General features: G+C 66.8%; 14 protein-coding genes. 2 read left to right on the forward strand and 12 right to left on the reverse strand.

The features are described from left to right. The first annotated feature begins 2 nt into the window (after nt 1–2). On the forward strand, nt 3–5,273 hold the full coding sequence (gene pks13 / locus A5707_RS00260) for a polyketide synthase Pks13 (protein WP_065012527.1): 5,271 nt from the start codon (nt 3–5) through the stop codon (nt 5,271–5,273). Between the two features lie 18 nt (nt 5,274–5,291). Continuing rightward, nucleotides 5,292–6,845 carry an acyl-CoA carboxylase subunit beta gene (locus A5707_RS00265; protein WP_065012528.1) on the forward strand — a complete coding sequence of 518 codons (1,554 nt, stop codon included), beginning with the start codon at nt 5,292–5,294 and terminating at the stop codon, nt 6,843–6,845. A 126-nt stretch (nt 6,846–6,971) separates the two neighbouring features. On the opposite strand, the gene A5707_RS00270 is transcribed toward A5707_RS00265, so the two are convergent. The 12 genes from A5707_RS00270 to A5707_RS00325 all read right to left on the reverse strand — a co-directional run. Then, entirely contained in the window at nt 6,972–7,367 is a 396-nt protein-coding gene (locus A5707_RS00270) for a hypothetical protein (RefSeq protein ID WP_065012529.1), read from the reverse strand. Nucleotides 7,368–7,636: 269 nt separating this feature from the next. Beyond that, nucleotides 7,637–8,470: an SGNH/GDSL hydrolase family protein gene (locus tag A5707_RS00275; RefSeq protein WP_156657372.1), complete on the reverse strand. Its 834-nt coding sequence runs from the start codon at nt 8,468–8,470 to the stop codon at nt 7,637–7,639. 17 nt (nt 8,471–8,487) lie between these two features. Next, nucleotides 8,488–9,129, reverse strand: coding sequence for an HAD-IA family hydrolase (locus tag A5707_RS00280; RefSeq protein ID WP_197495201.1), 642 nt, complete (start codon nt 9,127–9,129; stop codon nt 8,488–8,490). Then, complete coding sequence (locus A5707_RS00285; RefSeq protein ID WP_065012531.1) at nt 9,126–9,410, reverse strand: hypothetical protein; 285 nt, start codon at nt 9,408–9,410, stop codon at nt 9,126–9,128. The genes A5707_RS00280 and A5707_RS00285 overlap by 4 nt, the downstream gene beginning before the upstream one ends. A gap of 4 nt (nt 9,411–9,414) precedes the next feature. Then, nucleotides 9,415–12,612: an arabinosyltransferase domain-containing protein gene (locus A5707_RS00290; protein WP_065012532.1), complete on the reverse strand. Its 3,198-nt coding sequence runs from the start codon at nt 12,610–12,612 to the stop codon at nt 9,415–9,417. After that, nucleotides 12,609–15,878, reverse strand: coding sequence for an arabinosyltransferase domain-containing protein (locus tag A5707_RS00295; protein ID WP_065012533.1), 3,270 nt, complete (start codon nt 15,876–15,878; stop codon nt 12,609–12,611). The genes A5707_RS00290 and A5707_RS00295 overlap by 4 nt, the downstream gene beginning before the upstream one ends. A gap of 131 nt (nt 15,879–16,009) precedes the next feature. Next, a complete protein-coding gene (locus A5707_RS00300) occupies nt 16,010–19,294 on the reverse strand; it encodes an arabinosyltransferase domain-containing protein (protein ID WP_082969152.1) in 3,285 nt (1,094 codons plus the stop codon). Then, a complete protein-coding gene (locus A5707_RS00305) occupies nt 19,294–21,261 on the reverse strand; it encodes a galactan 5-O-arabinofuranosyltransferase (protein ID WP_065012534.1) in 1,968 nt (655 codons plus the stop codon). The genes A5707_RS00300 and A5707_RS00305 overlap by 1 nt, the downstream gene beginning before the upstream one ends. A 5-nt stretch (nt 21,262–21,266) precedes the next feature. Continuing rightward, nucleotides 21,267–22,031, reverse strand: a complete 765-nt coding sequence (locus tag A5707_RS00310) for a decaprenylphospho-beta-D-erythro-pentofuranosid-2-ulose 2-reductase (RefSeq protein WP_065012535.1) — start codon at nt 22,029–22,031, stop codon at nt 21,267–21,269. Continuing rightward, nucleotides 22,032–23,411 carry an FAD-binding oxidoreductase gene (locus A5707_RS00315; protein WP_065012536.1) on the reverse strand — a complete coding sequence of 460 codons (1,380 nt, stop codon included), beginning with the start codon at nt 23,409–23,411 and terminating at the stop codon, nt 22,032–22,034. A 33-nt stretch (nt 23,412–23,444) separates the two neighbouring features. Next, nucleotides 23,445–23,861: a GtrA family protein gene (locus A5707_RS00320; protein WP_065012537.1), complete on the reverse strand. Its 417-nt coding sequence runs from the start codon at nt 23,859–23,861 to the stop codon at nt 23,445–23,447. 25 nt (nt 23,862–23,886) lie between these two features. Continuing rightward, on the reverse strand, nt 23,887–24,280 hold a 394-nt coding region (locus A5707_RS00325; RefSeq protein WP_156657375.1), incomplete at its 5' end, for a GreA/GreB family elongation factor.

Below are 24,280 nucleotides of genomic sequence, written 5' to 3' on the forward strand. Positions count from 1 at the left end.
CCATGACCGATCAAGACACTGGCCAAGCCGTTTCCCACGCCACCGCCCGGACCGAGATGACCGTCGCCGAGGTGCGGCAGTGGCTGCGCGAGTGGATCGGCAAAGCGACCGGGCAGTCACCCGACACCATCAACGAGGCCACCCCGATGGTGGAGCTGGGGCTGTCCTCGCGCGACGCCGTGGCGATGGCCGCCGATATCGAGGACCGCACCGGAGTCACGGTGTCCATTGCGGCCGCCTTCGAACATCCGACTATCGAGACGCTGGCCACCTGGATCGTCGAGGGCGACCCAGCAATGCCCGACGACGCCGACGACACCGACTGGACGCGACGCGGACCGGTCGAACGGGTCGACATCGCGGTGGTGGGCCTAGCCACCCGGCTGCCCGGCGACATGAACACCCCGGAGGAGACCTGGCAGGCGCTGCTGGAAGGCCGCGACGCGATCACCGACCTGCCCGAGGGCCGCTGGTCGGAGTTTCTGGAGGAGCCGCGGATTGCCGAACGGGTCGGCAAGGCCCGCACCCGCGGCGGGTACCTCAACGACATCAAGGGCTTCGACTCGGAATTCTTCGCGTTGTCGAAGACCGAAGCCGACAACATCGACCCGCAGCAGCGGATGGCGCTCGAGCTGACCTGGGAAGCATTCGAGCATGCCCGCATCCCGGCCTCGAGCCTGCGCGGCGAATCCGTCGGCGTCTATGTTGGCACATCGGTCAACGACTACAGCTTCCTGGCGATGTCGGATCCGACCGTCGCGCACCCGTATGCGATTACTGGTACAGCGAGCTCCATTGTGGCCAACCGGGTTTCGTACTTCTACGACTTCCACGGCCCGTCGGTGGCCATCGACACCGCCTGTTCGAGTTCACTGGTCGCGGCCCATCAGGCGGTGCAGGCGCTGCGCAGCGGTGAGTGCGACGTGGCCGTCGCCGGTGGCGTCAACGCGCTGATTACCCCGGCGGTGACGCTCGGTTTCGACGAGATCGGCCAGGTGCTCGCGCCGGACGGCCGAATCAAGTCGTTTTCGTCCGACGCCGACGGTTACACCCGCTCCGAGGGCGGCGCGATGCTGGTGCTCAAGCGGGTCGACGACGCCCGCCGTGACGGCGACCAGATTCTTGCCGTGATCGCCGGCAGCGCGGTCAACCACGACGGCCGGTCCAACGGTCTGATCGCCCCCAACCCTGATGCGCAGGCCGACGTGCTGCGCCGGGCCTATAAGGACGCCGGTATCAACCCGCGCAGCGTGGACTACATCGAAGCGCACGGCACCGGCACCGTGCTCGGCGACCCGATCGAGGCCCAGGCGCTGGGCCGGGTGATCGGCCGTGGCCGCCCGGCCGACAAGCCGGCGCTGCTCGGAGCGGTGAAAACCAATGTGGGACATATGGAGTCGGCGGCCGGTGCCGCCAGCCTGGTCAAAATGGTGCTCTCGTTGCAGCACGACAAGCTGCCGCCGTCGATCAACTACGCCGGTCCCAACCCCTATATCGACTTCGACGCAACGCATCTGCGCGTGTTGGACTCGGTTGCCGACTGGCCCCGCTACGGCGGCTACGCGGTCGCCGGGGTGTCCAGCTTCGGCTTCGGCGGCGCCAACGCACACGTGGTGCTGCGCGAGGTGCTCCCCCGCGACGTCGTCGAACGTGAGCCGGAACCAGAACCGGAAGTCGAGCTGGCCGCTGCCGCCGAGGAACAGCCCGGCGAGCACATGCGGTTCAACGAGTACGGCGACTTCATCGAAACCGACGGTGCCGGGGTCGAAGAGCCGGAATATGAGCTGCCCGGGATCACCGACGAGGCGCTGCGGCTCAAGGAAATCGCTCTGCAAGAGCTTGCCGCGCAAGAGCTTCCGGCACCACTGGTGCCGTTGGCGGTGTCGGCATTTTTGACCTCTCGCAAGAAGGGGGCCGCCGCCGAGCTGGCCGACTGGATAGAAAGTCCGGAGGGCCAAGCGTCGTCGCTGGAGTCGATCGGCCGGTCGCTGTCCCGGCGCAACCACGGCCGCTCTCGTGCGGTGGTGCTGGCCCGCGACCATGACGAAGCGATCAAGGGACTGCGAGCGGTCGCCGAGGGTAAGCAAAAGCCCAATGTGTTCAGCACCGACGGGCCGGTGACCAACGGTCCGGTGTGGGCCATGGCCGGTTTCGGTGCGCAGCACCGCAAGATGGGCAAAAACCTGTATCTGCGCAACGAGGTCTTCGCTGAGTGGATCGAAAAGGTCGACGCGCTGGTTCAAGACGAGCGCGGCTACTCGGTGCTCGAGCTGATTCTCGACGACTCGCACGACTACGGCATCGAAACCAGCAACGTCACCATCTTCGCGATCCAGATCGCGCTGGGCGAACTTCTCAAGCATCACGGCGCCAAACCCGCTGCGGTGGTGGGCCAGTCGCTCGGTGAGCCCGCGTCGGCCTACTTCGCCGGCGGGCTGTCGCTGCGGGACGCCACCCGGGTGATCTGCTCGCGCTCGCATCTGATGGGCGAGGGCGAGGCGATGCTGTTCGGCGAGTACATCCGGTTTATGGCGTTGGTCGAGTACTCCGCCGACGAGTTGAAGTCGGTGTTCGCCGACTTCCCCGACCTGGAGGTGTGCGTCTACGCCGCGCCCAGCCAGACGGTGATCGGCGGCCCGCCCGAGCAGATCGACGCGATCGTTGCCCGTTGCGAGGCCGAGGGCCGCTTCGCCCGCAAGCTCCAGACCAAGGGCGCCGGCCATACCTCGCAGATGGATCCGCTGCTCGGCGAGTTTTCCGCGGAGCTGCAAGGCATCACGCCGATGAGCCCCAGCGTCGGAATCTTCTCGACGGTGCATGAGGGTAACTACATCCGAGCTGGTGGAGAACCGATCCACGACGTCGCCTACTGGCTCAAGGGAATGCGCCATTCGGTGTACTTCACCCACGGCGTCCGCAACGCCGTCGACAACGGGCACACCACATTCTTGGAACTCGCACCCAACCCGGTGGCGCTCATGCAGGTGGGGCTGACCACCGCTGCCGCGGGATTGCCCGACGCGCAATTGATCCCGACACTGGCCCGCAAACAAGACGACGTCGACGCGATGACCTCGGCGATGGCGCAGCTGTTCGTCCACGGCCACGACCTCGACATCCGCACCCTATTTCCCCGGCGTTCCACCGGGCCCGCCGGTCCCGAGGACTACGCCAACATCCCGCCGACCCGGTTCCGCCGCAAGGAACACTGGCTGGACGCGCACTTCTCCGGCGACGCGTCGGTGATGATGCCCGGCAACCATGTCGCGATGCCCGATGGCCGCCACGTGTGGGAGTACGCACCGCGCGGCGAGACCGACCTGGCCGCATTGGTGAAAGCCGCTGCCGCACAGGTGCTTCCGGATGCGCAGTTGGCTGCCTCCGAGCAGCGGGCGGTGCCTGGGCAGGACGCCCGACTGGTGACGACGCTGACCCGGCACCCCGGCGGTGCGGCCGTTCAGGTGCATGCCCGCATCGGCGAGTCCTTCACGTTGGTCTACGACGCGCTGGTGTCGCGGGCCGGTCAAACGACGGTGCTGCCAACGGCGGTCGGGGCCGGAGCGGCAGTAGCGGCACCCGTCACCGCGGCGCCGGCCGACGCGGCGCAGGTCGAGGCTGAACCCGAGCCCGACGTCGTGCAGGACAGCCTGACCGCACGCCAGGTCGGAAGTTTGCAGCGGTGGTCACCGGATTCCGGTGAGACCGTAGGCGAGCGGCTGGCGGCCATTGTGTCGATGGCGATGGGCTACGAGCCCGAGGACCTGCCGTGGGAGGTGCCGCTGATCGAGCTCGGACTGGACTCGATGATGGCAGTGCGGATCAAGAACCGCGTCGAGTACGACTTCGACATGCCGCCGATCCAGTTGCAGGCGGTCCGCGACGCCAACCTGTACAACGTCGAAGAGCTCATCAAGTACGCGATCGAGCACCGCGACGAGGTGCAGCGACTGCACGAGCATCAGAAGACGATGACGGCCGACGAGATCGCCAAGGAACAGGCCGCGCTGCTCTCCGGCGCAACGCCGGCCACGGTGACCGAGGCCGCTGATCCGCAGGCAGAGCCGGAGACGCAGGCGCCACCACCGGCCACCGATACGCCGATCCCGCCGCCGCCCACCGATCCGTCGGGCCCGACCCCGCAGCCCAACCTGGCGGCCACCGCGCAGGCGCTCAACCAGCAGGCGGTCGCTGAGGCGTTGGGTTCTGATGTGCCGCCGCGCGACGCCGCCGAGCGGGTCACCTTCGCCACCTGGGCGATCGTCACCGGAAAATCACCGGGCGGCATCTTCAACCCGTTGCCCAAACTCGACGACGACGCTGCCGCCAAGATGGCGCAGCGGCTGTCCGAACGCGCCGAGGGTTCGATCACCGTCGAGGACGTCCATGCCGCCGAGACCATCGAGGCCCTGGCGACGACCGTGCGCGAATACCTCGAGGCCGGCCAGATCGATGGCTTCGTGCGCACCATCCGGGCCCGGCCCGAAGGCTCCACCAAGCCGCCGGTTTTCGTGTTCCATGCCGCCGGCGGCTCCACGGTGGTGTACGAACCGCTGCTCAACCGCCTACCGCCGGACACGCCGATGTACGGCTTCGAGCGTGTCGAGGGCACCATCGAAGAGCGTGCTGCGCAATACGTTCCCAAGCTGCGTGAGTTGCAGGGCGACGGACCGTTCATCTTGGCCGGATGGTCGCTGGGCGGGGCGCTGGCTTATGCCTGCGCGATCGGCCTGCGGCAGCAAGGCTGTGACGTGCCGTTCGTCGGATTGATCGATGCGGTGCGCCCGGGTGAGGAGATCCCGCAGACCAAGGAGGAGACCCGCAAACGCTGGGAGCGCTACGCGCGGTTCGCCGAGCGCACCTTCAATGTCCAGATCCCCGAAATCCCATACGAGCAGCTCGAAGAGCTCGACGACGAGGGCCAGGTGCGGTTCGTTCTGGAAGCCGTCAAAGCCAGCGGCGTGCAGATCCCCGGCGGGATCATCGAGCACCAGCGCACGTCGTATCTGGATCAGCGGACGATCGACACCGCCAAAATCCAGCCCTATGACGGACATGTCACGCTGTATATGGCCGACCGTTACCACGACGACGCGATCATGTTCGAGCCCCGGTATGCCACCCGCAAGCCCGACGGCGGCTGGGGTGACTATGTTTCCGATCTGGAGGTCGTGCCGATCGGTGGGGAGCACATCCAAGCCATCGACGAGCCGATCATCGCTAAGGTGGGCGCGCATATGACACAGGCGCTCAACAGGATTCAAGCCGCGGGTTAAGAAAAGAGGGCAAGCTAAGTGACCACCAAGACCACTGCGGAGTTACTGGCCGACCTGCACGAGAAGCTTGAACTGGCCAAGGAGCCCGGCGGTGAGAACGCCGTCGCCAAGCGGGCAAAGAAAGGCATCCCCAGCGCGCGGGCACGTATCCACGCACTGGTCGACCCGGGCAGCTTCCTGGAGATCGGCGCGCTGTGCAAGACACCCGGCGACCCGAACGCGCTGTACGGCGACGGGGTCGTGACCGGACACGGCCGGATCAACGGCCGTCCGGTGGCGGTGTTCTCCCACGACCAGACCGTCTTCCAGGGCTCGGTGGGCGAAATGTTCGGCCGCAAGGTGGCCAAGCTGATGGAGTGGTGCGCGATGACCGGCTGCCCAATCATCGGCATCAACGACTCGGCCGGCGCCCGTATTCAGGACGCGGTCACCTCGCTGGCGTGGTATGCCGAATTGGCCCGGCGGCACGAGATGTTGCGCGGCCTGGTGCCAGAGATCTCTATCATTCTAGGCAAATGCGCTGGGGGAGCAGTGTATTCACCGATCCAGACCGACCTGGTGGTGGCGGTGCGCGACCAGGGCTACATGTTCATCACCGGCCCTGACGTGATCAAGGACGTCACCGGCGAGGAGGTCAGCCTCGACGAGTTGGGCGGTGCAGACAACCAGGCCCGCTACGGCAACATCCACCAGGTCGTCGAGGACGAAGCCGCGGCCTTCCAGTACGTGCGCGACTATCTGAGCTTCCTGCCCTCCAACACCTTTGACGACCCGCCGATCGTCAACCCCGGCCTGGAACCGGAGATCACTCCCAGCGATCTCGAGCTCGACTCGATCGTGCCGGACGCCGACAACACCGCCTACGACATGCACGAGATTTTGCTGCGCATCTTCGACGACGGCGACGTCTTCGACGTGGCTGCACAGCGTGGCCTAGCGATGATCACCGCGTTCGCGCGGGTGGACGGCCGGCCGGTCGGGGTGATCGCCAACCAACCGATGCACATGTCCGGGGCGGTCGACACCGAGGCCTCCGACAAAGCGGCCGGCTTCATCCGGTTCTGCGACTCTTACAATCTCCCACTGGTTTTCGTCGTCGACACCCCAGGTGCCATGCCTGGGGTGGCCGAAGAGAAGAACGGGATCATCAAGCGCGGTGGGCGATTCTTCAACGCGCTCGTCGAGGCTGATGTCCCGAAGGTGACGTTCATTGTTCGCAAGGCCTACGGCGGCGGCTATGCGGTGATGGGTTGCAAGCAGTTGGCCGCCGACCTGAACTTCGCGTGGCCCACCGCGCGGATCGCGGTGATCGGCGCCGACGGCGCGGCCCAGCTGCTGATGAAACGCTTCCCGGACCCGACCGCGCCCGAGGCGCAGCAAGTCAAGAAAGATTTCATCGAGGGCTACAACCTCAACATGGCGATCCCGTGGACGGCCGCGGAACGCGGCTACATCGACGGCGTGATTCAGCCGCACGAGACCCGGCTGCTGCTGCGCAAGTCGCTGCGGATACTGCGCGACAAGCAGAAGTACGACCGGGTCCAACGTAAGCACGGCCTGACCCCGATCTAATTTGTCGCGCCCCTCTCCCCGGCAGCGCCCCCTCTCCCCGCGAGCGTGCGTGTCCCCGGTCGACACGCCGGCGTTTGTCGCGGGATGGCGCACGCTCGTCGGGGTGGGCGAGCGTGCACTTCTAATTCATTTCATCGGCGCCGCGATGTCGGGGCATGCCGCCTGTAACGCATCCGTGGCCCGAGCTACTTCATTGACTACTTCGACATAGCGCTTGAACCGGACTTCCTCAGGGACATTGGTCGAGCTTCGCGCGATGTCGGCGAACTCTGCAAATCCGTCCGCCCACGCGCTCAAATTCTTTTGGACTTCAGGCGATGACACTAAGCCCTCGGCTTGACGGCTTTTCTCGCCGAGAGCGGTCCACCGTTCGGGATTCTCCAGCCCGCCCACCTGCATAGCCGCAGCATTATCGGACTTGCCCACCGACCGCCATTCGCGCGCAACATCCGCCACAACTTGGCAGTCGGACACCGCGTAGGCCGCTTCTTTCTCGCGTGAAATCCATAACGCGGCCGCCACACCCGATACGACGATGACAACGAGTGCAACGAGGACTGCGGTCCGAAGCGTCCGAGGTGGCGGCGGAACCCGCGTCATGGGGCGGAAGCCATGGGACGCTTGGGATCCAATATGAACTGACCGCCCCGCCCAAAGATTGCCTGGGCACTCGACCACGTCGAGTAAAAGGCATCAGCGAACCCACAGGCGCACCCCGTCTCACTAACCAAGGGTTTGTTCCAGTCTAAAAGCACATACGGCACGGCTTGACGCCGATTCAATGGCGTGCACTAGTCGAGGTAGTCGGCTAGTGCGTTACCGATCGCGGCGGCGCCCATGGCGTTGGGGTGTAGCGGAGCGGCGGGGTTGACGGGCACGAATCCCTCGACCCAGCGTTGATCGGGCGGCGCACACATGTCATGGCCCACCGACATCGGCCGGGTGTCGAAGTAGTCGATTCCTTTATCGACTGCGAGTTGGCGTTGCTGGTCGTCGAGTTCGTTGATTTTCGACTCGAAATAAGTGGCGTCCCGAGGAAGCACCGGCTGCTGCGGATAGCAGCCGCCGGGCCGGATGTAGGTCGGGTATCCGACCCACACAATCCGTGCGCCCGGCCCCTTGGCCCGAATGGCGTCGATCATCGCGGCCCACTGCGGGACATGGGCGGTGATCGCTGCGGAGATGCTGTCGGTGCCGTCGACGACGAAGCGGTCCACGCATGGTGGCGCGTCGAGCGACGCCGCCCGGCACTGCGCAGCATCGGCAGCCAGGCTGACGTCGTTGCCGCCGATCGTGACCGTGATCAAGGTGGTGTTGGCGTCGACGGCCTTGATTTGCGGGGGGACCGGGCCATCAGGCGTCTGTTGCGCGCGGACGGTGATGTCCTGCGCGGTGGCGCCGCTGCACGTGACGTCGCTGAAGCCGGCGGGGGTGATTCGACGGGCCAGCACCGATGGGTAGTTGTTGGTCGACTTCTGACAGCCGGGCGGCGGCGCGGGATCCGGTACGCCGGGTTCGGCGGCAGCGGAGTCGCCCATCGCCACATAGTTCAGCTGGCTCGGCGGTTCAGCGCTGCTCGGCGACGGCGAGCTGCAGGCGACTGCCACCGCCCCGAGCAGTGCCACCAAACCCCGGCGCAACGTCAGCCGTCCGCGTCAGCGATCTTGGCGGCCACCTCGACCAAATCGTCGCCGACGACGTCCGGCTGCGGGCCGAACGGGATCAAAGTCTCGCCCGGCCGTCGGACGAAGGCAGCCCGGCAGCCGGCCGCCAGCGCACCGGCGACATCCCAGCCGTGCCCGGCGACCAATCGGATCTCCGCCAAACCCACGCCCAGGGATTTCGCCACATGCTGGTAGGCCTCGGCGCGCGGTTTCAACGCCCGCACATCATCGGCGGAGAGAATCGTGGCGAACCGTTCGGCGATCCCGACGTTTTGCAACGCGGTGGTCGCTGATTTGAGCGGCGAATTGGTCAGCGCCACCAACGTGAAATCAGCGAGCCGGTCTAGAGCCGGCCCGACGTCAGAGTAGGCCGGCAACTGCTTCATCCCTGCGATCACATCGGCGTCGCGCGGCAGGCCAAGCATCTCCAGCGCGGCCCACTGCGCACTGGGGTAGTCGATGTAATGACCGGTCAAGCCGCCGACGAACGCGTTCTGCAGCATCAGCGAAAACCAGCGCCGCCGCACGTCTGCTCCGCCCAGCAGCGGATCCAACGCCTGGGGATCAAGCAAAGTCCCGTTGACGTCGAATGCGATGACGGCCATGCCACTGCGGGTCACTCGGACTCGTCGGACTGTTCCTGGGCCTTCTTGCCCGTCGTCGTGGAGTCCCTGAGCTCCTTCTTCGTCTTCTCCGCCTCGTCGGCTAGGCCTTTAACGGTTTCGTCCCCTTCTTCAGCGCGCATGCGGTTCGGGTTACCCGCCAGCAGCGGCGGCGAATCGCTACGGCCTGACCCGCCCGGCTCCTCCTCATCGCGCTCCGCGCTCCGCAGCGGCGGCGAATCGCTACGGCTTGATCCGCCCGGCTCCTCCTCATCGCGCTCCGCGCTCTGCATCGTCACCGAGCTACGGCTTGATCCGGATCTGCCCCGGCGACCACCAACCGCTGCGGGTCGCGGTGCCCAGTTCGAGCTGGGCGGGCCGCGCATCGACGATCGTGTCGAACTTGCGCAGTGATCCCCAGTCGCGGGCCCAGTCCCGCGACAGGTAGGTGGCCATGACGTGGGCGCGCAGCAACACGTCGGTGATCCCCAGCAGACCGCCGTTGACGCCGTCTTCCCACGTGTCGGTGTCCTGCTTTTTGGCGGTGTAGTCCGGGGTGATGCGAAACTTCGGTATCTCGGTGACGCCGTTGGCATGCAGCATCGGCTGCTGGCACGGGAAAGCCAGCCCGACCGCCCAGTCCATCAGCACCGGCTGCGAGGAGCCGACGTACTCTTGCAACGAACGCAGCTCGGGCACCCGCGGCGGGGTCACCGCGATCCAGTCTTCCGGTGTCAGCGAAAGATCCTCGGCCACCACGCGCACCACCGTGGCGTCGGCCGGGATGTCGGCGCGGGCGAAGCGCAGGTTGCGCCACGCCTTCGGTTGTTCGCCATACAGATCGTCGGGCACCAGCCGCCCGGCCGGCGCCAGGTCGGCCCGCGCGTACTCCAGTACGACGGTCTGCCCTTCGGTGTGCCCGTGCAGCACGCTGTTGCCGGTGATCTTGCCCGCCGCGGTCACCACCACCAGCGGATATCCGTCGTCGGCTTTGGGCAGCTGATACCACGCCGAGGTGAGCCGGCTCTGCTGCTGCGCGCCGGTCGTGTAGCTGCCCGCCAACGGAACTCGCGCCGGGTCCAAGCCGTACGGCAACGGCACCGTCGACCCGTTGACACCCGGCGTCTTGAGCTTGATCGGGGCGTCCCAGTCGTAGTCGGTACCGGGCTGCGGCGGCGTTGGCATCCGAATCGCTTCTGCCACAGTATGTTCCGGGACACCGCTGGGTGTGAAGCCGACCGGGTCGACACCGCCCAGCGGGCCCAGTGAGCCGTAATCCCCGGGCAGCGGGACCATGAAGCCGTCGTTGGTGTCCGGCTCGACCAGGACGTCGTCGGCCAGCCCGCACCCGCCGGAGAACGCTCGCAGGTTGGCCCAGCCGTTGGAGTAGGTGGGATACTGGCGCACCACGCCGATCACCATCGAGGCGATGAACACCAACACCATGAAACCGGCCGCGATCGGCACCGGCGCGGCAGTCAGCGCGCGAGCCACCCGGCCCTCGCCGCGCTCACGAGGAGCGAAGTGCAGCCACACCGCATACAGCGCCGTCAGCGCAAACAAGGCGAAGAAGACTGTGCTGACCGTGATTCCGGCGATCTTCGGCATCGTGCTGTTGAACGGCACACCGTAGCTCGACACGTACCACCAGCCGTTTGTGGTGGCAAAGCACAGCGCCAGTAGGAAAAATACGGCGGCGACGAACGCCATCCGGTTGCGCGACCAGCGCAGCACTTTGGGTGAGACCAGCGCGGTGGCCAGCGCCGCCATCGCCGCTCCGACTGCGGCGAACAAGCCGAAGTGGTGCACCCACTTGGTGGGGGTGAACATCAGAAAGAACATGGTGCCGAAGATGACGCCCATCAGCCGCCACGCCGGACCGCGGGCCACGCCCGGAACTCGCTTGCGCCGCAACATGACGAACAGTGCGGCCAGCAGGCACAGCAAGGTGATCAAGAAGCCGAACCGCCGCGACAGCGACCCGTCGACGGTAGGCAGGAGTAGATAGTAGTAGCGCAGGTTCTCGGTGTACCAGGCCTGGCTGGGCCCGATGTCACTGCGAATCCTGGTGGCTTCCAACACCGTTGACAGCGTCTGGTCGGCGAACACCACGGTAAGCACCACAAAGCCGGCGGCCAGCAGCGGCGCCACCAGCGGCCAGGTGCCCACTAATCGATGCCGCCGCACCAGGATTCGCAGAATTGGACGACCACCGGCCACCAGCGCGGCCACCGCGATCAGACCGGTCGGCTGGATGCCGAGGGTGAACGCCGCGGCGATGATCGCCAGCGCCGCCGGCGTCATCCGCCCGGAGTTCATCGACCGCTCGATCAGCACGTAGGTGATCAGCGATCCGACGGCGATGATGCCCTCGGGCCGCAGCCCGTTGTTGAACGGCATCCACGCCGCCAGCAGAACCAGTCCCGCTGCCCAGACCGCCGCTTTGCTCGACGCCACCGCGGGCCCCAACCGCGGCAACACCTCGCGGGACAACAGCAGCCAACACAACAGCCCCGCCACCAGATCGGGCAACCGAATCCAGATGCTTTGGTCGCTGACATGGGTCATCAGAGCCAGCAGGTTGTAGTACCAGCCGAACGGGTCCTCGGGGCTACCGAACCAGCGGAAGTAGTTCGACATGTAGCCGGCATGGTCGGCGACGCGGGCCATGCCCAGGATGTAGCCGTCGTCGGATGAGTTGGCCCCCATCACATGCCAGAGCAGGAAGGTAAAGACAACCGTGGCATCAGCGAGGCTGAAGCCGTGCCAGCGGCCCGGGATGATGCGGTGCATCCGGCGGCCGTCCATGCGGTCCAGCCGCCACAGTGCAACCAGTGCCACGATGGTGGCGGTGATTGCCAGCACGATCGCGGTCAGCTTCAAAGCCGTTGGCTTGGTGGAGAACCGGGTGTCGATGGTCGCCGACAGTTGCAGGCCGGGCGGTGCCGGACCGGTGAGGTCGGTGAACACTCCGACGATCTGCGGGCGCAGGTTGGGGTCGGGGAAACCCGACGGCTGACCAGGTGGCCCGGGCAGCCCGACGAAGGCGGCGAAGGTACCCGCGTGCGTCGAGGTGACCTCGATGCGTTGACAATTGGTTATCTGGGCCCGTGGCACGCTGGCGATCACCACGTTGCGGTCGGTGACGTCGACCCGTTGGCTGGTGACGTTCACGAACAGACCTTGCAGCGCGGCGTCCTTACCACTCTTCGGCGCGGTGCCCAGCACCAGCCCACCCTTGGCCGGCATCGCGTTCACCACCGCGCACGGCACGGTCACTGTCACCGCTACCGGTGTCTGCGAAATCAGCGGTGCGGTCACGTTGTTGAACTGCCCCTGCTGCGGCCAATTCAGTGTCGCGGTGGTCTGGACCACCGGCAGCAACGGCGTCGCGACCGACAGCACGAAACCGATCAGCCCGGCGATCGTCGCCACCCACCGCGCCACCTGCACGTCGCGAGTGGTGGTGTCCGGAGTGGTGTTTTCCTGGGTCAGCGTCATGGCAGTGCTCGAATCGGCCCTTGTCGGCTCCAGCCGTAGACCTTGACCACACCCTGATCGATGACGGCGTCCGGCGCCTGGCCAGCCGGGACCACGCGGTGGTACTGCTCCACCGATCCCCAGTCCCGGTACCAGTCGTCGCGCAGGTAGGTCGGGATGGTGGAGGTCCACAGCAGCGCGGTGGTGAACATGAACGGCCCGCCGTCCTCGGCCGACTGCCACAGGTTCGACGACGCCGCCGTCTGCTTGTGGTCGGGCAGGATGCGGTAGTCCGGGAGCTCGGCGACGCCGAGGTGTTCGGCGAATGGCCGCTGGCACGGGAAGTTCGCGGCGGTCGCGACGTCCATCAGCACCGGCGCCTGCGATCCGATCAGTTGTTGCAGGGTCTGCAGCACCGGAACCCGCGGCGGGGTGAACGCGAACCACTGCTCGGAGCTCAGGTTGGGGTCATAGGCGACGATGCGGGCCACATTGGCCTCAGGCGGCGCAGCGGCCAGCGGGAACCGCAGGTTGCGCCACGCCGGTTGCGGGCCGAGGTCGATCGGGTACATCAGGCCGAGCGGCGCGGTGCTGCCGTCGGGTCGGGCAACGCCCCACTCCAGCTTCAGCTGCTGGCCGTAGCTGAAGTCACCGTCCTCTTTGTAGGACCAGATGGCGCCGGCGGCCGCGACCACGACCAACGGTCGGTCGGGGGTGCGGGGCGGCAGTTGGTACCACGCCGACGTCGCGGTGGCGGCAAGGCTGTTCTCGCCGTAACTGCCGATCACGGGGGTGCGGGCCGGGTCGAGGCCGAACGGCAGCGCGGCGCGCGATCCGTTCACTCCGACCGGGCCGTGACCGCCGGCGGTACCGGCCGAGTCGCTCATCGCGGCGTTGGGCTTGTTGGGAGAGGCGTCGGAGTTGACCAGGCCGGGTTTGGACACCACCGGGTCCGACCGCAAGTCCTCGCCAACCCCGGTCGGGGTGAAGCCGACCGGGTTCACGCCGCCCAGTGGCCCGGCCGGTCCGTACTGCTGACCTGGAAGTGGTTGCAGCAGGCCAGCATTGGCGTCGGGTTCGGCCAACACATCGTCGGCCATAGCGCAAGCGTGCTCGCCCAGCCCCGACTCGAGCGCGGCCAAGTTGGCCTTGGCGGTGGTGTACATCGGGTAGCGGACGGCGGCGGCCTTGGCCAGCGAGCCCACTTCCATGACGACCATGATCGCGGCCACCACCAGCAGCGGCGTGGACGCCAAAATCCGGTTGCGCCGCGTCGGTTTGACCTCCGTGTGCCCGGCGTAGTCCAGCCGGAAGTGTTGCCAGGCGGCCAGCAGCCCGGTCACGATCGAGAGCGCCAAAAACATCGACGTCACCGGATGGCTGGCGATCACCGGTTGGATGTCGAACCACGGCACCCCGTAGTTGCCGACATAGAACCAGCCGTTGATCCCCGAGGTCGCCCAGGCCAGCACGAACAGCAGCCCGGTGACATACAGCGACAAATTGCGGCGGCTGTGCAGCCCGACCCGGGCGAACGCGAAGGCGGTGACGGCGCCCAATGCACCGGCCAGCCCGGCGAACGCGCCGAACTGCACCGCCCATTTCGTCGGCGTGAACGTCAGCAGCAGCAGGCCCACGGCGGTGGTGCCGATCAGCCGCCACACCGCGCCGCTGGCCAGACCGGCGACCCGGCCGCGGCGCAGCAACACGACGAGCACCCCGAACAAGCAGAAGAACAGCACCAGCCACGCGAATCGCCGCGACATCGAGCCGTCGACGTTGCTCTCCACCGTGACGAAGTAGTAGCGCAGCCACTCCTGATACCACGCGATCGTCGGACCGACTTTGTATTTGATGCGCGCCGATTCCGCCACCGTGGCCAGCGTCTGCGACCGGAACACCACCACGGTGATCAACGACAGCGATGCCGCGAGCGTCATCAGCGGCGCCAACAGCCCATCGGTCGCGCGGCGCCGGGCGATGATGCGGGCGATCGCGCGGGCGCCGGTGAGCAGTGCAGCGATGCCGATCAATCCCTGCGGGGCCAGCGTGGCGGTCAGCATCGCCACCACGATCGCTACGGCGGCCGGGACCAGTCGTCGAGTGGCGATCGCGCTCTCCGCCAGCACCCAGGTGACGATGACGCCCAGCGCGATCAGCGGCTCGGGGCGCAGCCCGTTGTTGAACGGCAGCCAAGCTGCCAGAAAGACCGCGCCGGCCGTCCACACCGCGACCCGGCTGGCGGCCAGGCCGCCCGTGCCGGGACCGAGCCGTCGCAACACGTAGCGGCTGATGATCAGCCAGCAGACGATGCCGGCCAGCGTCGCCGGCAGTCGCATCCACACCCCGGCGGTGCTCACTGCGGCCAGGTGCGCCAGCAGCGCGGGGTACCAGTCGAACGGTGCTTCGGTGGTCCCGAAGAACCGGTAGTAGTTGGCCAGGTACCCGGCCTGGCGGGACACCCGGGCGATGGTCAGGTTGTAGCCGTCGTCGGACGAGATGGCGCCGATCACGTGCCAGATCAGCAGCGCGGCAATCACACCGATGTCCGCAAGCCAGGTGGCGATACCCGCGCGCCAGAAGTGTCGCCAGTTGCGCGGGGCACGGCGGCCGGATCGTCGGTCGAGGACGCCCAGCGCGACGATCGCGGCCAGCACCGACACGCCGCCGAGAACCATCACCGCTTTCTTCAACAGCGTGGGCGCGGTGATGAAGCGGGTGTCGATGTCGATGCGTGCCGACAATCCAGGCTGTGCGGGCACTTTGAGGTCGGTGAAGATGCCGCCGACCTGGGGCTTCTTCTCGGGGGCCAGCGTGCCCGCGGCGCCGGGGATCCCGACGAAGTCCGCGTGCGCACCGCCGGCGTCGGCCCAGATGTGCAGGGCACTGCAGCCGCCGGCGGCAATAGCGGAGCGAGGCGCGACCGCGGCTACCGAGTCGCGGAACGCGACGACGACGGTGTCCTTGTTGGCGCGGACGAACAGGCCGTTTTTGCCGGTCTCGAAGCCGCCGGCCGGCAGCGTCGACAACACCAGACCGCCGTCGGCCGGCAGGGTCGCGATGGCCGGGCAGGGAATCGAGACGTCCAGCGCCCGCGGGGCGCCGGATACCAGCGGTGCGGTGATGTCGCTGACGTGGCCGTCTTTGGCACCCTGCGGCCACAGGACCGTCGCGGTGGTCTGGTTCACCGGAAGCAACGGAACCACGCCGCAGAGCAGCACCCCGGCAATGCCCGCGACGATGGCGACCAACCGGGCAATCCGGTTCGTCTTATCGTCGTGGGGCACGAGGGTCGATCGTAGGCGACGGCGTTAGGACTGCTGATTCGGCGGGCCGAGGTGAGCGTGAATCGCCGAGTGTGAAGCTGCTGCGAAATTCTCGCCGGAAACTCGCAACAGTTTCACGCTCGCCGCAACGCCTAGTGCCGCAGCGGTCCCGGGCTCCACAACCCGCTACGTGTCGCCGAGCCGAGGTCGAGGCGAGCCGGCACCGCGGCCGGGTAATACGGCGTCAACTGCTGCAGCGCGCCCCAGTCCCGGAACCAGTCATCCTTCAGATAGGTCGGCACGGTGGTTGCCCGATCCAGCAATTCGGTAACGCCCAGCGGGCCGCCGCCGAGGTTGTCCATCACCGGCGAGTTGGCCTCGGCACCGAACCGGTCGGGCAGGATCCGCCACTTCGGCGGCTCGATGACGCCGTTTTGATGACCGAACGGTCGCTGGCAGGGGAACGCGAGGCCGACCAGCCAGTCCAGCAGCACGGGATCCTGAGAGCCCACCACCTCCTGCAAGGTGCGCAATCGCGGTATCCGCGGCGGGGTCAGCGCGATCCAGTGCTGCGGCGCCAGGTCGTCGTCGGAGGCGATCACCCGCACCTGGGTGGCGCTGGAGGGCACCGCCGTCAACGGCGCACGCAGGTTACGCCAGGCCGGTGATGCGCCGACGTCACCGAAACTTACTGTGCCCGCAGGCTTTCCGTCGTCACCGGCCCACTGCACCTGAACTTCGCCGGAGTCGAACCGGCCCGCCGCCGATACCACCAGCAGCGGCCCGGCCTCGTCGCGCGACGGCAGTCGGTACCACGCCGACCGCAGCACCGCGGGCACCTGCGCGCCCGAGCGCCAACTGCCCAGCACCGGCGTGCGGGCGGGATCCAGGTTGTACGGCAGCCGCGCCCGTGACCCGTTGATGCCCGGGGCGGCCGTGGTGCCGCCTTCGGTGCCGGCCTCGCTGCTGGTGATCATCCCGTCGTCGCTGACAAAGCTGCGGTCCGCGGGGCGTTCCATCACCGGGTCAGCGGAGACGTCGGCGGGGATGCCATTGGCCTCGAAACCTTGGACAAATCCTGCGCCCAGCGCATCTTTCGCCGGCACACCGACCGGGGTCAGCATGCCGGCGTTGGGGTCCTGCTCCACCAAGACGTCATCGGCCAGCCCGCAGGTCTTGCCGGTCAGCGCCTGCAAGTTGGAGCGACCCACGGTCCACGCCGGGTACTGGCCTACCATCGCCAGGGTCAGCGACAGCACCTGGAAGAAGATCAGCGCCCACGCCGCAATTGCTAACGGGGACTGAGTGATTGACGCCAGCCGAGAACCCGTGAGGCGGCCGGGTGAGTCGCCGTTGTTGACGAAATGGAACCATGCCGCGGCCAGCAGCACCAACAGCGTCAACCCGAACAGCACGGTGGCGAAGGCCAGATGCCATTTCGGGAACGCATTCGACCACGGCACACCGAAATTGGACACGTACCACCAGCCGTTCACGCTGGCGAAGGACAGCGCCAGGATGAACAGCACCAGCGCGGCAAACAGGGTGCGGTTGCGCCGGGAGCGCATCGCTGCCGCGCTCACTGCGACCGCAGCCAGCGCACCCAGCGAGCCGGCCAAACCGGCGAACACACCGAAGTGATGCGTCCATTTGGTGGGAGTGAACATCATCGCGATGAACGAGATGACGGTGATGCCGATGATCCGACGGCTGGGCCCGACGGCGGTGCCCGGGATGCGGCCCTTGCGCAACGCCATGGCCACCGACACCGCCAACGCGACGAGCAACGCCAGCACACCGAACCGCCGGGCCACCGAGCCGTCGGGGGTCGCCAGGAACAGTCGCTCGTACCGGACATGCTCCTCGAACCAGGCCAAACTGGGCCCGACAGCGGATTTGAGCATGCTGGCCTGGGCTTCGCCCACCAGCGTCTGGTCCCGGAAAATCACGATCGCTGTGACGGTGGCCGCCGCGGCAACCGGCGCTATCAGCGGCAGCAGCCCAAACTGTGTGGAACGGCGGTGCAGGATGGTGCGCAGCGGCCCGATCGCCACCAGCAGCGCGCCGATGGACGCGATACCGGTCGGCCCGGAGAACAGGGTCAGGGCGCCGATGATGCAGGCGATCGCCAGCGGCAGCAGTCGACTGGTGGCCACTGCCCGTTCCACCGAACACCAGGTCAATAGGATGCCCAGCGCGATGATCGGCTCGGGCCGCAGCCCGTTGTTGAGCGGCAGCCAGAACGCCAGGAACACCCCGGCCGCCGTCCATGCCGCGGCGCGGCTGTGTTTGACGGCATCGCCGAGCCGGGGAATGACTTCCCGGCTGATCACCCACCAGCAGGCCAGCGCCATCAGCAGGGTTGGCAGCCGCATCCAGATGCTGGCTGTGGTGACGTGCGCCCACAACGCCAGCAGGTCGTAGTACCAGCCGAACGGCGCTTCGGGCGTGCCGAACCATCGGTAATAGTTCGCCATGTACCCGGCGTGTTCGGAAACCCGGGCCATGGTCAGGATGTAGCCGTCGTCGGCGGTGTTGGCGCCGACGAAGTGCCACCACACCAAGACCGCGGCGACGAGGGCGTCCAGCCCGCTGATCGACCACCAGCGCGGCGGCAAGAAGCGGCGATGCCGGGTGGAATCGGCAGTGTCGAGGACGTGCAGGGCGATCAGTGCGGCGATGGTCAACGAGACCCCGAGGATCATCGCCGTCAGCTTCAGCCAGGTCGGTCCACTGCTGTAGCGGGTGTCGATGGTCGCCGAGAAGGTCAGGCCGGGCGGGGCCGGCCCGCTCAGATCGGTGAATACGCCGACGATCTGCGGCCGGAAGTCATAGCCGCCGCGTTCGCCGCGCAGCGGTGCGCCGGGGTCTTTGGCGTTGGGTCCCTGGGTCAGCCCGACGAATTCGCCGGTGACCCTGTCGGCGTGTGCGGTGAACACCAGCTTCTGACAGGCGCCGCTGAGCACTTGGCTCAGCGGCGCGACCACCACGGGTGTGTTGCGGACGATGACCAGCAAATCGTCGTTGACCCGTTCGATGAGCAGCCCGCGGTCGACGGCCTTCGGTGCCTGCTTGGGCACGGTGGACAACAGCACCGACTTGGCGCCGGTCAGCTCGGCGGCGGCCCGGCACGGAATGGTGATGTTCAGGTCGGTGGCCACGTAGCCGATCAGCGGTGCGTCGACACTGCCCAGCACCCCGTTTTGCGGCCAGTTCAACTGGGCAGTGGTCTGTTTGACCGGCAACAGCGGGGTGGCGATCGCCATTAGCGCGCCGAGCAGTCCGGCGACCACGGCCACGACCCGGGCGACCCGGTAATTGTCACCCGCGCCGGTCAGTGGGCGCCGCTGCTGCTCAGCCCTGAGGTCTGCATCGTCAACGGCGCGGCTCACGGAGCTAGATGCTAATTCCCCGGCCTTGGTGGTTTCAGCCGCCATCAGCCAGTGGACCTCGGAGTGCGGACGGCGAGGACGAACGGCCCGATATCCCTGACCGTGAAGTGCGGGCCGGCGAACGACGCGGCTTTGAAGTCGACAGTGTAGCGGCGGACGTTCGGCTGGTTGGGATAGACGTCTTCGGCCAGCCGCAGCGTGTACGTGTCGTTCGCGCCGCGCCGCATCAGGAATACCGTCGGCGGCTGCCAGGGCAGGGTGTCGAGGGCGTGGACGAATTCATCGGCGGTCTTGAGTTTGGCCCAGGCTTTGATCGCAGCCGCCCGGCTGTCGAACTGCGCGAGCGGGTTGGCGTAATGCGACGTCAACCCCTGAAAACCCCAATAGGGGTAATAGGACAGGAAGCTGTAGTCCGCGGTCAGCATGACGATTTGGTTGCGGGGTTTGCCGGTGAGCTGGGTGATCGTGGCGTCGATGGCGGGGTAGTACTTCTCGGCGCCGGGCGGTCGGCGATCGCCGCGGTGGCCGTGCCCGTCGGTGTCGGTGTAGGCGATGGTGATGTCTGGCCGCAGCACGCCGGGGATGTCCTGGCTGAAGCCGATGGCCCCGGCCAGCCCCACGACGACGGCCACACTGATCACCCGGCGGTCGCGCCCGCGGGCGACTGCGAGCGCCAGTTCGACGAAGCCGAACACGCCGGCGACTGCCAGCAGCACGGTCAGTGTCGGCTGCAGCCGAAACGACAGCAGCGTGGTGCGGGCCAACGTGGTGAGCATCGACAGCAGCGACCACAGGTAGACGGCGACCACGCCGATCGCCAGCGCCGCGGCCCGCACCGAGGCGCGGGCGCGTAGCACCAGCCACAGGGTGCCGACCATGCAGAGCGCGCCGAGCAGCGTGAACTGCAGCATCGGGAAGGTCAGCTCGGCGCCGTCAGCGGGCAGGTAGTGCCGGGCGCTGCCGGTGTTGCTGACCGGATTGTGGGCGGCGCGCAGCAGATACGGCAGCCAGGTGGTTGCTCCGATGGCCGCGGCGATCACGGCGATGACGGCCAGCCGCAGCAGCGGATCAAGCGCGGCCTTGATCCCGTCGCGCCACCGCGAGGCCCCCAGCAGCACGGCCATCAGCGCGATGGTGAATGCGCTGTAGGCCAGCAGCAGTGTGTAAAAGGTGGCCGCGAAGCCCAGGAAGATGCCAGCCCCGATCACTGCCGCCCACCCGCCGCGCCCGGCGTAGCTCGCGAACGTGAAGTTAGGTTCACGTTCGGCGCCCAGCGTGAGGCTAACTTCACGTTCGGCGGGGCTGGCGTGACGCTCGCCGGCGCGCAGTCCGGCGCGCAGACCCGACCAGGTCAAGATCAGCACCGGCGGCAGCAGCACAGTGATCATCGCGGCGTAGGGCTCCGGCGAGCTGTAGGCCAGCGTCACTGCGGCGCTGGCTGTCGCGACGGCCAGCGCGTACTCGAAGCGAATCATCCGCCACCACAACACCAGCGCCACCGCAACGGCGATCGTGATCGAGGTGATGGCCCACGGCTTGTACATCTCCCAGGCCGGTGTTCCGGCCAGCGCCGCGATCCGCCCGCCGATCCAGAACCAACCCGGCGGATAGAACGGCGGCAAGCCGATATAGGTCATGTCCTGCAACGCGGCGCTGTCGGTCAGCCGGGTCAGGTATTCGGTGCGGAACTGTTGGTCCACGGAGATGCCGAACAGATAGAGCTTGGTGGCGCCCAACGGCATCGCCAGGGTCACCACCGAAAACGCCGACACGAACACCAAAGCGCCGAGTTGCGCCAGCCGCTGCCGGCCACGCCGCCACAACCAGCCGGCACCGAGCAGTCCGGCCAGGCAACCGACCTGGCCGACGGTGGTCAGCGCGTGCAGTTGGTTCGACGACGGGAACGCCGGCCAGTTCACCCTGGCGATGGCCCTGAGCGCAACTACCGCGACGACCAGGGCCACGACGGCGGCGATCAGCATCTGGCCGATGGTGGCCAGCGCGTTCCGCATGCCGCTCAAATGGGGAGTTTGCGGAAGATGGGCCGCGGAATGTGTCGCAACACCATCATCACATAACGGAATGCTCCTGGCGCCCAAACCAATTCCTTACCTTTCGCGGATGCGGTGACCGCGAGGTTGGCTACATATTCCTTGTCCACCGTCAACGGCGCCTCTTTGATATGGGCGCTCATCCTGGTACGCACCTGACCTGGCCGGATGACCAGCACCCGAACGCCGGAGTCCCGCAACGCCTCGCCAAGCCCAAGATAGAAGCCGTCCAGGCCGGCCTTGGTGGAGCCGTAAACAAAGTTGGACCGACGCACCCGCTCGCCGGCGACCGTGCTCATCGCGATGATCTGGCCGGAACCCTGGGCGCGCATCTTCTCAGCGAGTAGCACACCGACAGAAACCGCTGCGGTGTAGTTGATTTCGGCGATCTGCACCGCCTTGCGCTGGTTCTGCCACAGTTCCTCGGCGTCGCCGAGCAGACCGAAGGCAACGATCGCGACATCGACGTCACCGTCGGCGAACGCTTGCTCGATCACTCCAGGATGGCTGTCGGTGTCGACCGCGTCGAAGTCGATCAACTCCACCGCCTTGGCACCGGCGGCCTTCATCTGCGCCACCGCGTCATCTCGGCCGGGGTCGTCGGGCAAGCACGCCAGCAGGATTCGCGCGTGCGTGTTCTGCAGGTATCGCTCGCAGATCGCCAACCCGATCTCGGAGGTACCCCCGAACAGCAGAATAGTCTGCGGATTACCAACGGCGTCAAAGACCATCTAGAGCAGCTCCAAACGTCGGGCCATATCGGAAACGAACACCCCAGTGGGATCGACCTTGCGGCGCACGGCAATCCATTCATCGATGCGCGGGTACATGGCGTGGAACATCTCCGCGGTGGTGCGCGAATCCTTGGCGGTGTAAACCCGTCCGCCGAATTCCAGTACCCGACGGTCGAGTTCGTTGAGGAATTCGCCCAGTCCGGGCTTGATAGGGAAATCGACGCAAACGTTCCAGCCTGGAATCGGGAAGCTCAGCGGTGCTTGGTTGCCCGGACCGAACAGCTTGAACACATTGAGAAATGAATAATGGCCGGAGGATTGAATGTCGCGCAGAATCCCTTTGAATTCTTCGACAGCAGTGGTGGGCACCACGAACTGGTATTGACCGAATCCCGCGGACCCGTATGCGCGGTTCCATTCGCCGAACATGTCCAGTGGGTGATAGAACTGCGTCAGGTTCTGGACCTTGCCGCGATAGGTGCCCGACTTGCGATACCACAGCTCACCGATCGGCGCGAAGGTGTACTTGTTGGCCAGCCCATTCGGGAATATGTCGGGGACTGTAAGCAGTTGGGGCGCATCGAACTTCAACGGGTTGCGGCGCAGCTTCTTGGGCAGCTGGTCCAGCGTCGCCAACGAACCGCGAGAAATCGCCGCCCGGCCAAGTTTCGGCGGTGCGCTGATGGCGTCGAACCACGCGCTCGAATAGGTGTAGTTGGCCTCGCTGCCGTCGCTGTGAAAGGCGATCGTTTCATCGAGACTGGCGGTGACGTCGCCGTCGGCGATGAAGTACGCCGTCTCGGTGGGGGTCATCGCGATCACCGCGCGCAAAATGATCCCGGTCAGCCCGTTGCCGCCGACGGTGGCCCAGAACAGTTCGGCTTCGTCGCCGTCCGGAGTGAGGTGGTGCACCGAACCGTCGGCGGTCAACAGGTCTATGGATCGCACGTGATCGCCGAAGCTGCCCGCGCTGTGGTGATTCTTGCCGTGGATATCGCAGGCGATCGCCCCGCCGATGGTGACCTGCCGGGTGCCCGGTAGCACCGGAACCCACAGCCCCAACGGCAGCGCGGCTTTCATCAACTGGTCGAGGTTGACGCCGCCGTCCACGTCGACCAAACCGGTGTCGGCGCTGATCGAGTGGATGCGGTTCAGCGGCGTCATGTCGATCACCAGCCCGCCGCCGTTTTGCGCGTTGTCGCCGTAGGACCGGCCCAGCCCGCGTGCGATCACTCCGCGATCGCCTGCGTCGGCGGCCTGGGCCACCGCCTTGGCGATCACCTCGGCGTCCGGCGTCGCGAGCACCTGCGCCACCGACGGCGCGGTGCGGCCCCAGCCGGTCAGCCGCTTAGTGGTGGTGGGAAACGTGGGCAACATCAGTGAAAGAGGGTACCGCCTGGCCCGGGGGGCTCAGCGCATCCGGAAGATCACCGATCGCTGGACGACGAAATTGATCACCGAGGCGGTGCCCTGCGCGATCACGAACGCGACCGGGACCGCCCAGGCCCGATAGTCCAGCAGCGCCAGGCACACGTGATTGAGCCCGACCTGCACGGCGAAGGTGATGCCATACAGGCCCATCACGACGAGGAACCGGGCGGTGCTGGGCGGCGCCTGAAAAGTCCACCGGCGGTTGATCAGGTAAGCGGTGATCGTGCCGGCGACAAAGCTGAGCGCCTTGGCCAGATCCACCTGCAGCCCGACGCCCTTGTAGAGCAACACGTACAGCCCGAAGTCGACGATCGCCGACAAGCCCCCGGTGACGACAAAGCGCCACACCTGGGTGGTCAAGCTCAGGTCTGCGCGGGGCGGGGCGATTTCGGCCATCGCGGGAAGTCTACGGGCGGGCCGCCTACCTGGGGTACTTCACCTCAAGCAGCTCGACCTGGCTTTCGCCTTGCGGCGTCGTATAGGTGACCGTGTCGCCGGGCTGACGTCCGGCAAGGGCCTGCCCCAGCGGGCTGCCCGCCGTCAACGTCTCGGCTTCGTGGCCCGCCGCAGCCTCCTCGACAATGGAAATCACCTGCATCGTGGCGACCGAACCGTCGCCGAACCGCAGGGTCACTTCGGTGCCGCCGGGCAGCGCGCCGACGAACTGGCCGGCCTCGACGAGCGGATCGTCGAACTCGACAGGCTGCTGCGCACCGGGCCGGCGCCGTCGAACGGAACCGGCGCGCTGCCCGGCGGCACCGAAGTGACCCTGCGGTTCGGCGACGGTTCGGTCGCCACGATGCAGGTGATTTCCA

It is taken from the genome of Mycobacterium kyorinense (genome assembly GCF_001672775.1).
GTDB lineage: Bacteria > Actinomycetota > Actinomycetes > Mycobacteriales > Mycobacteriaceae > Mycobacterium > Mycobacterium kyorinense_A.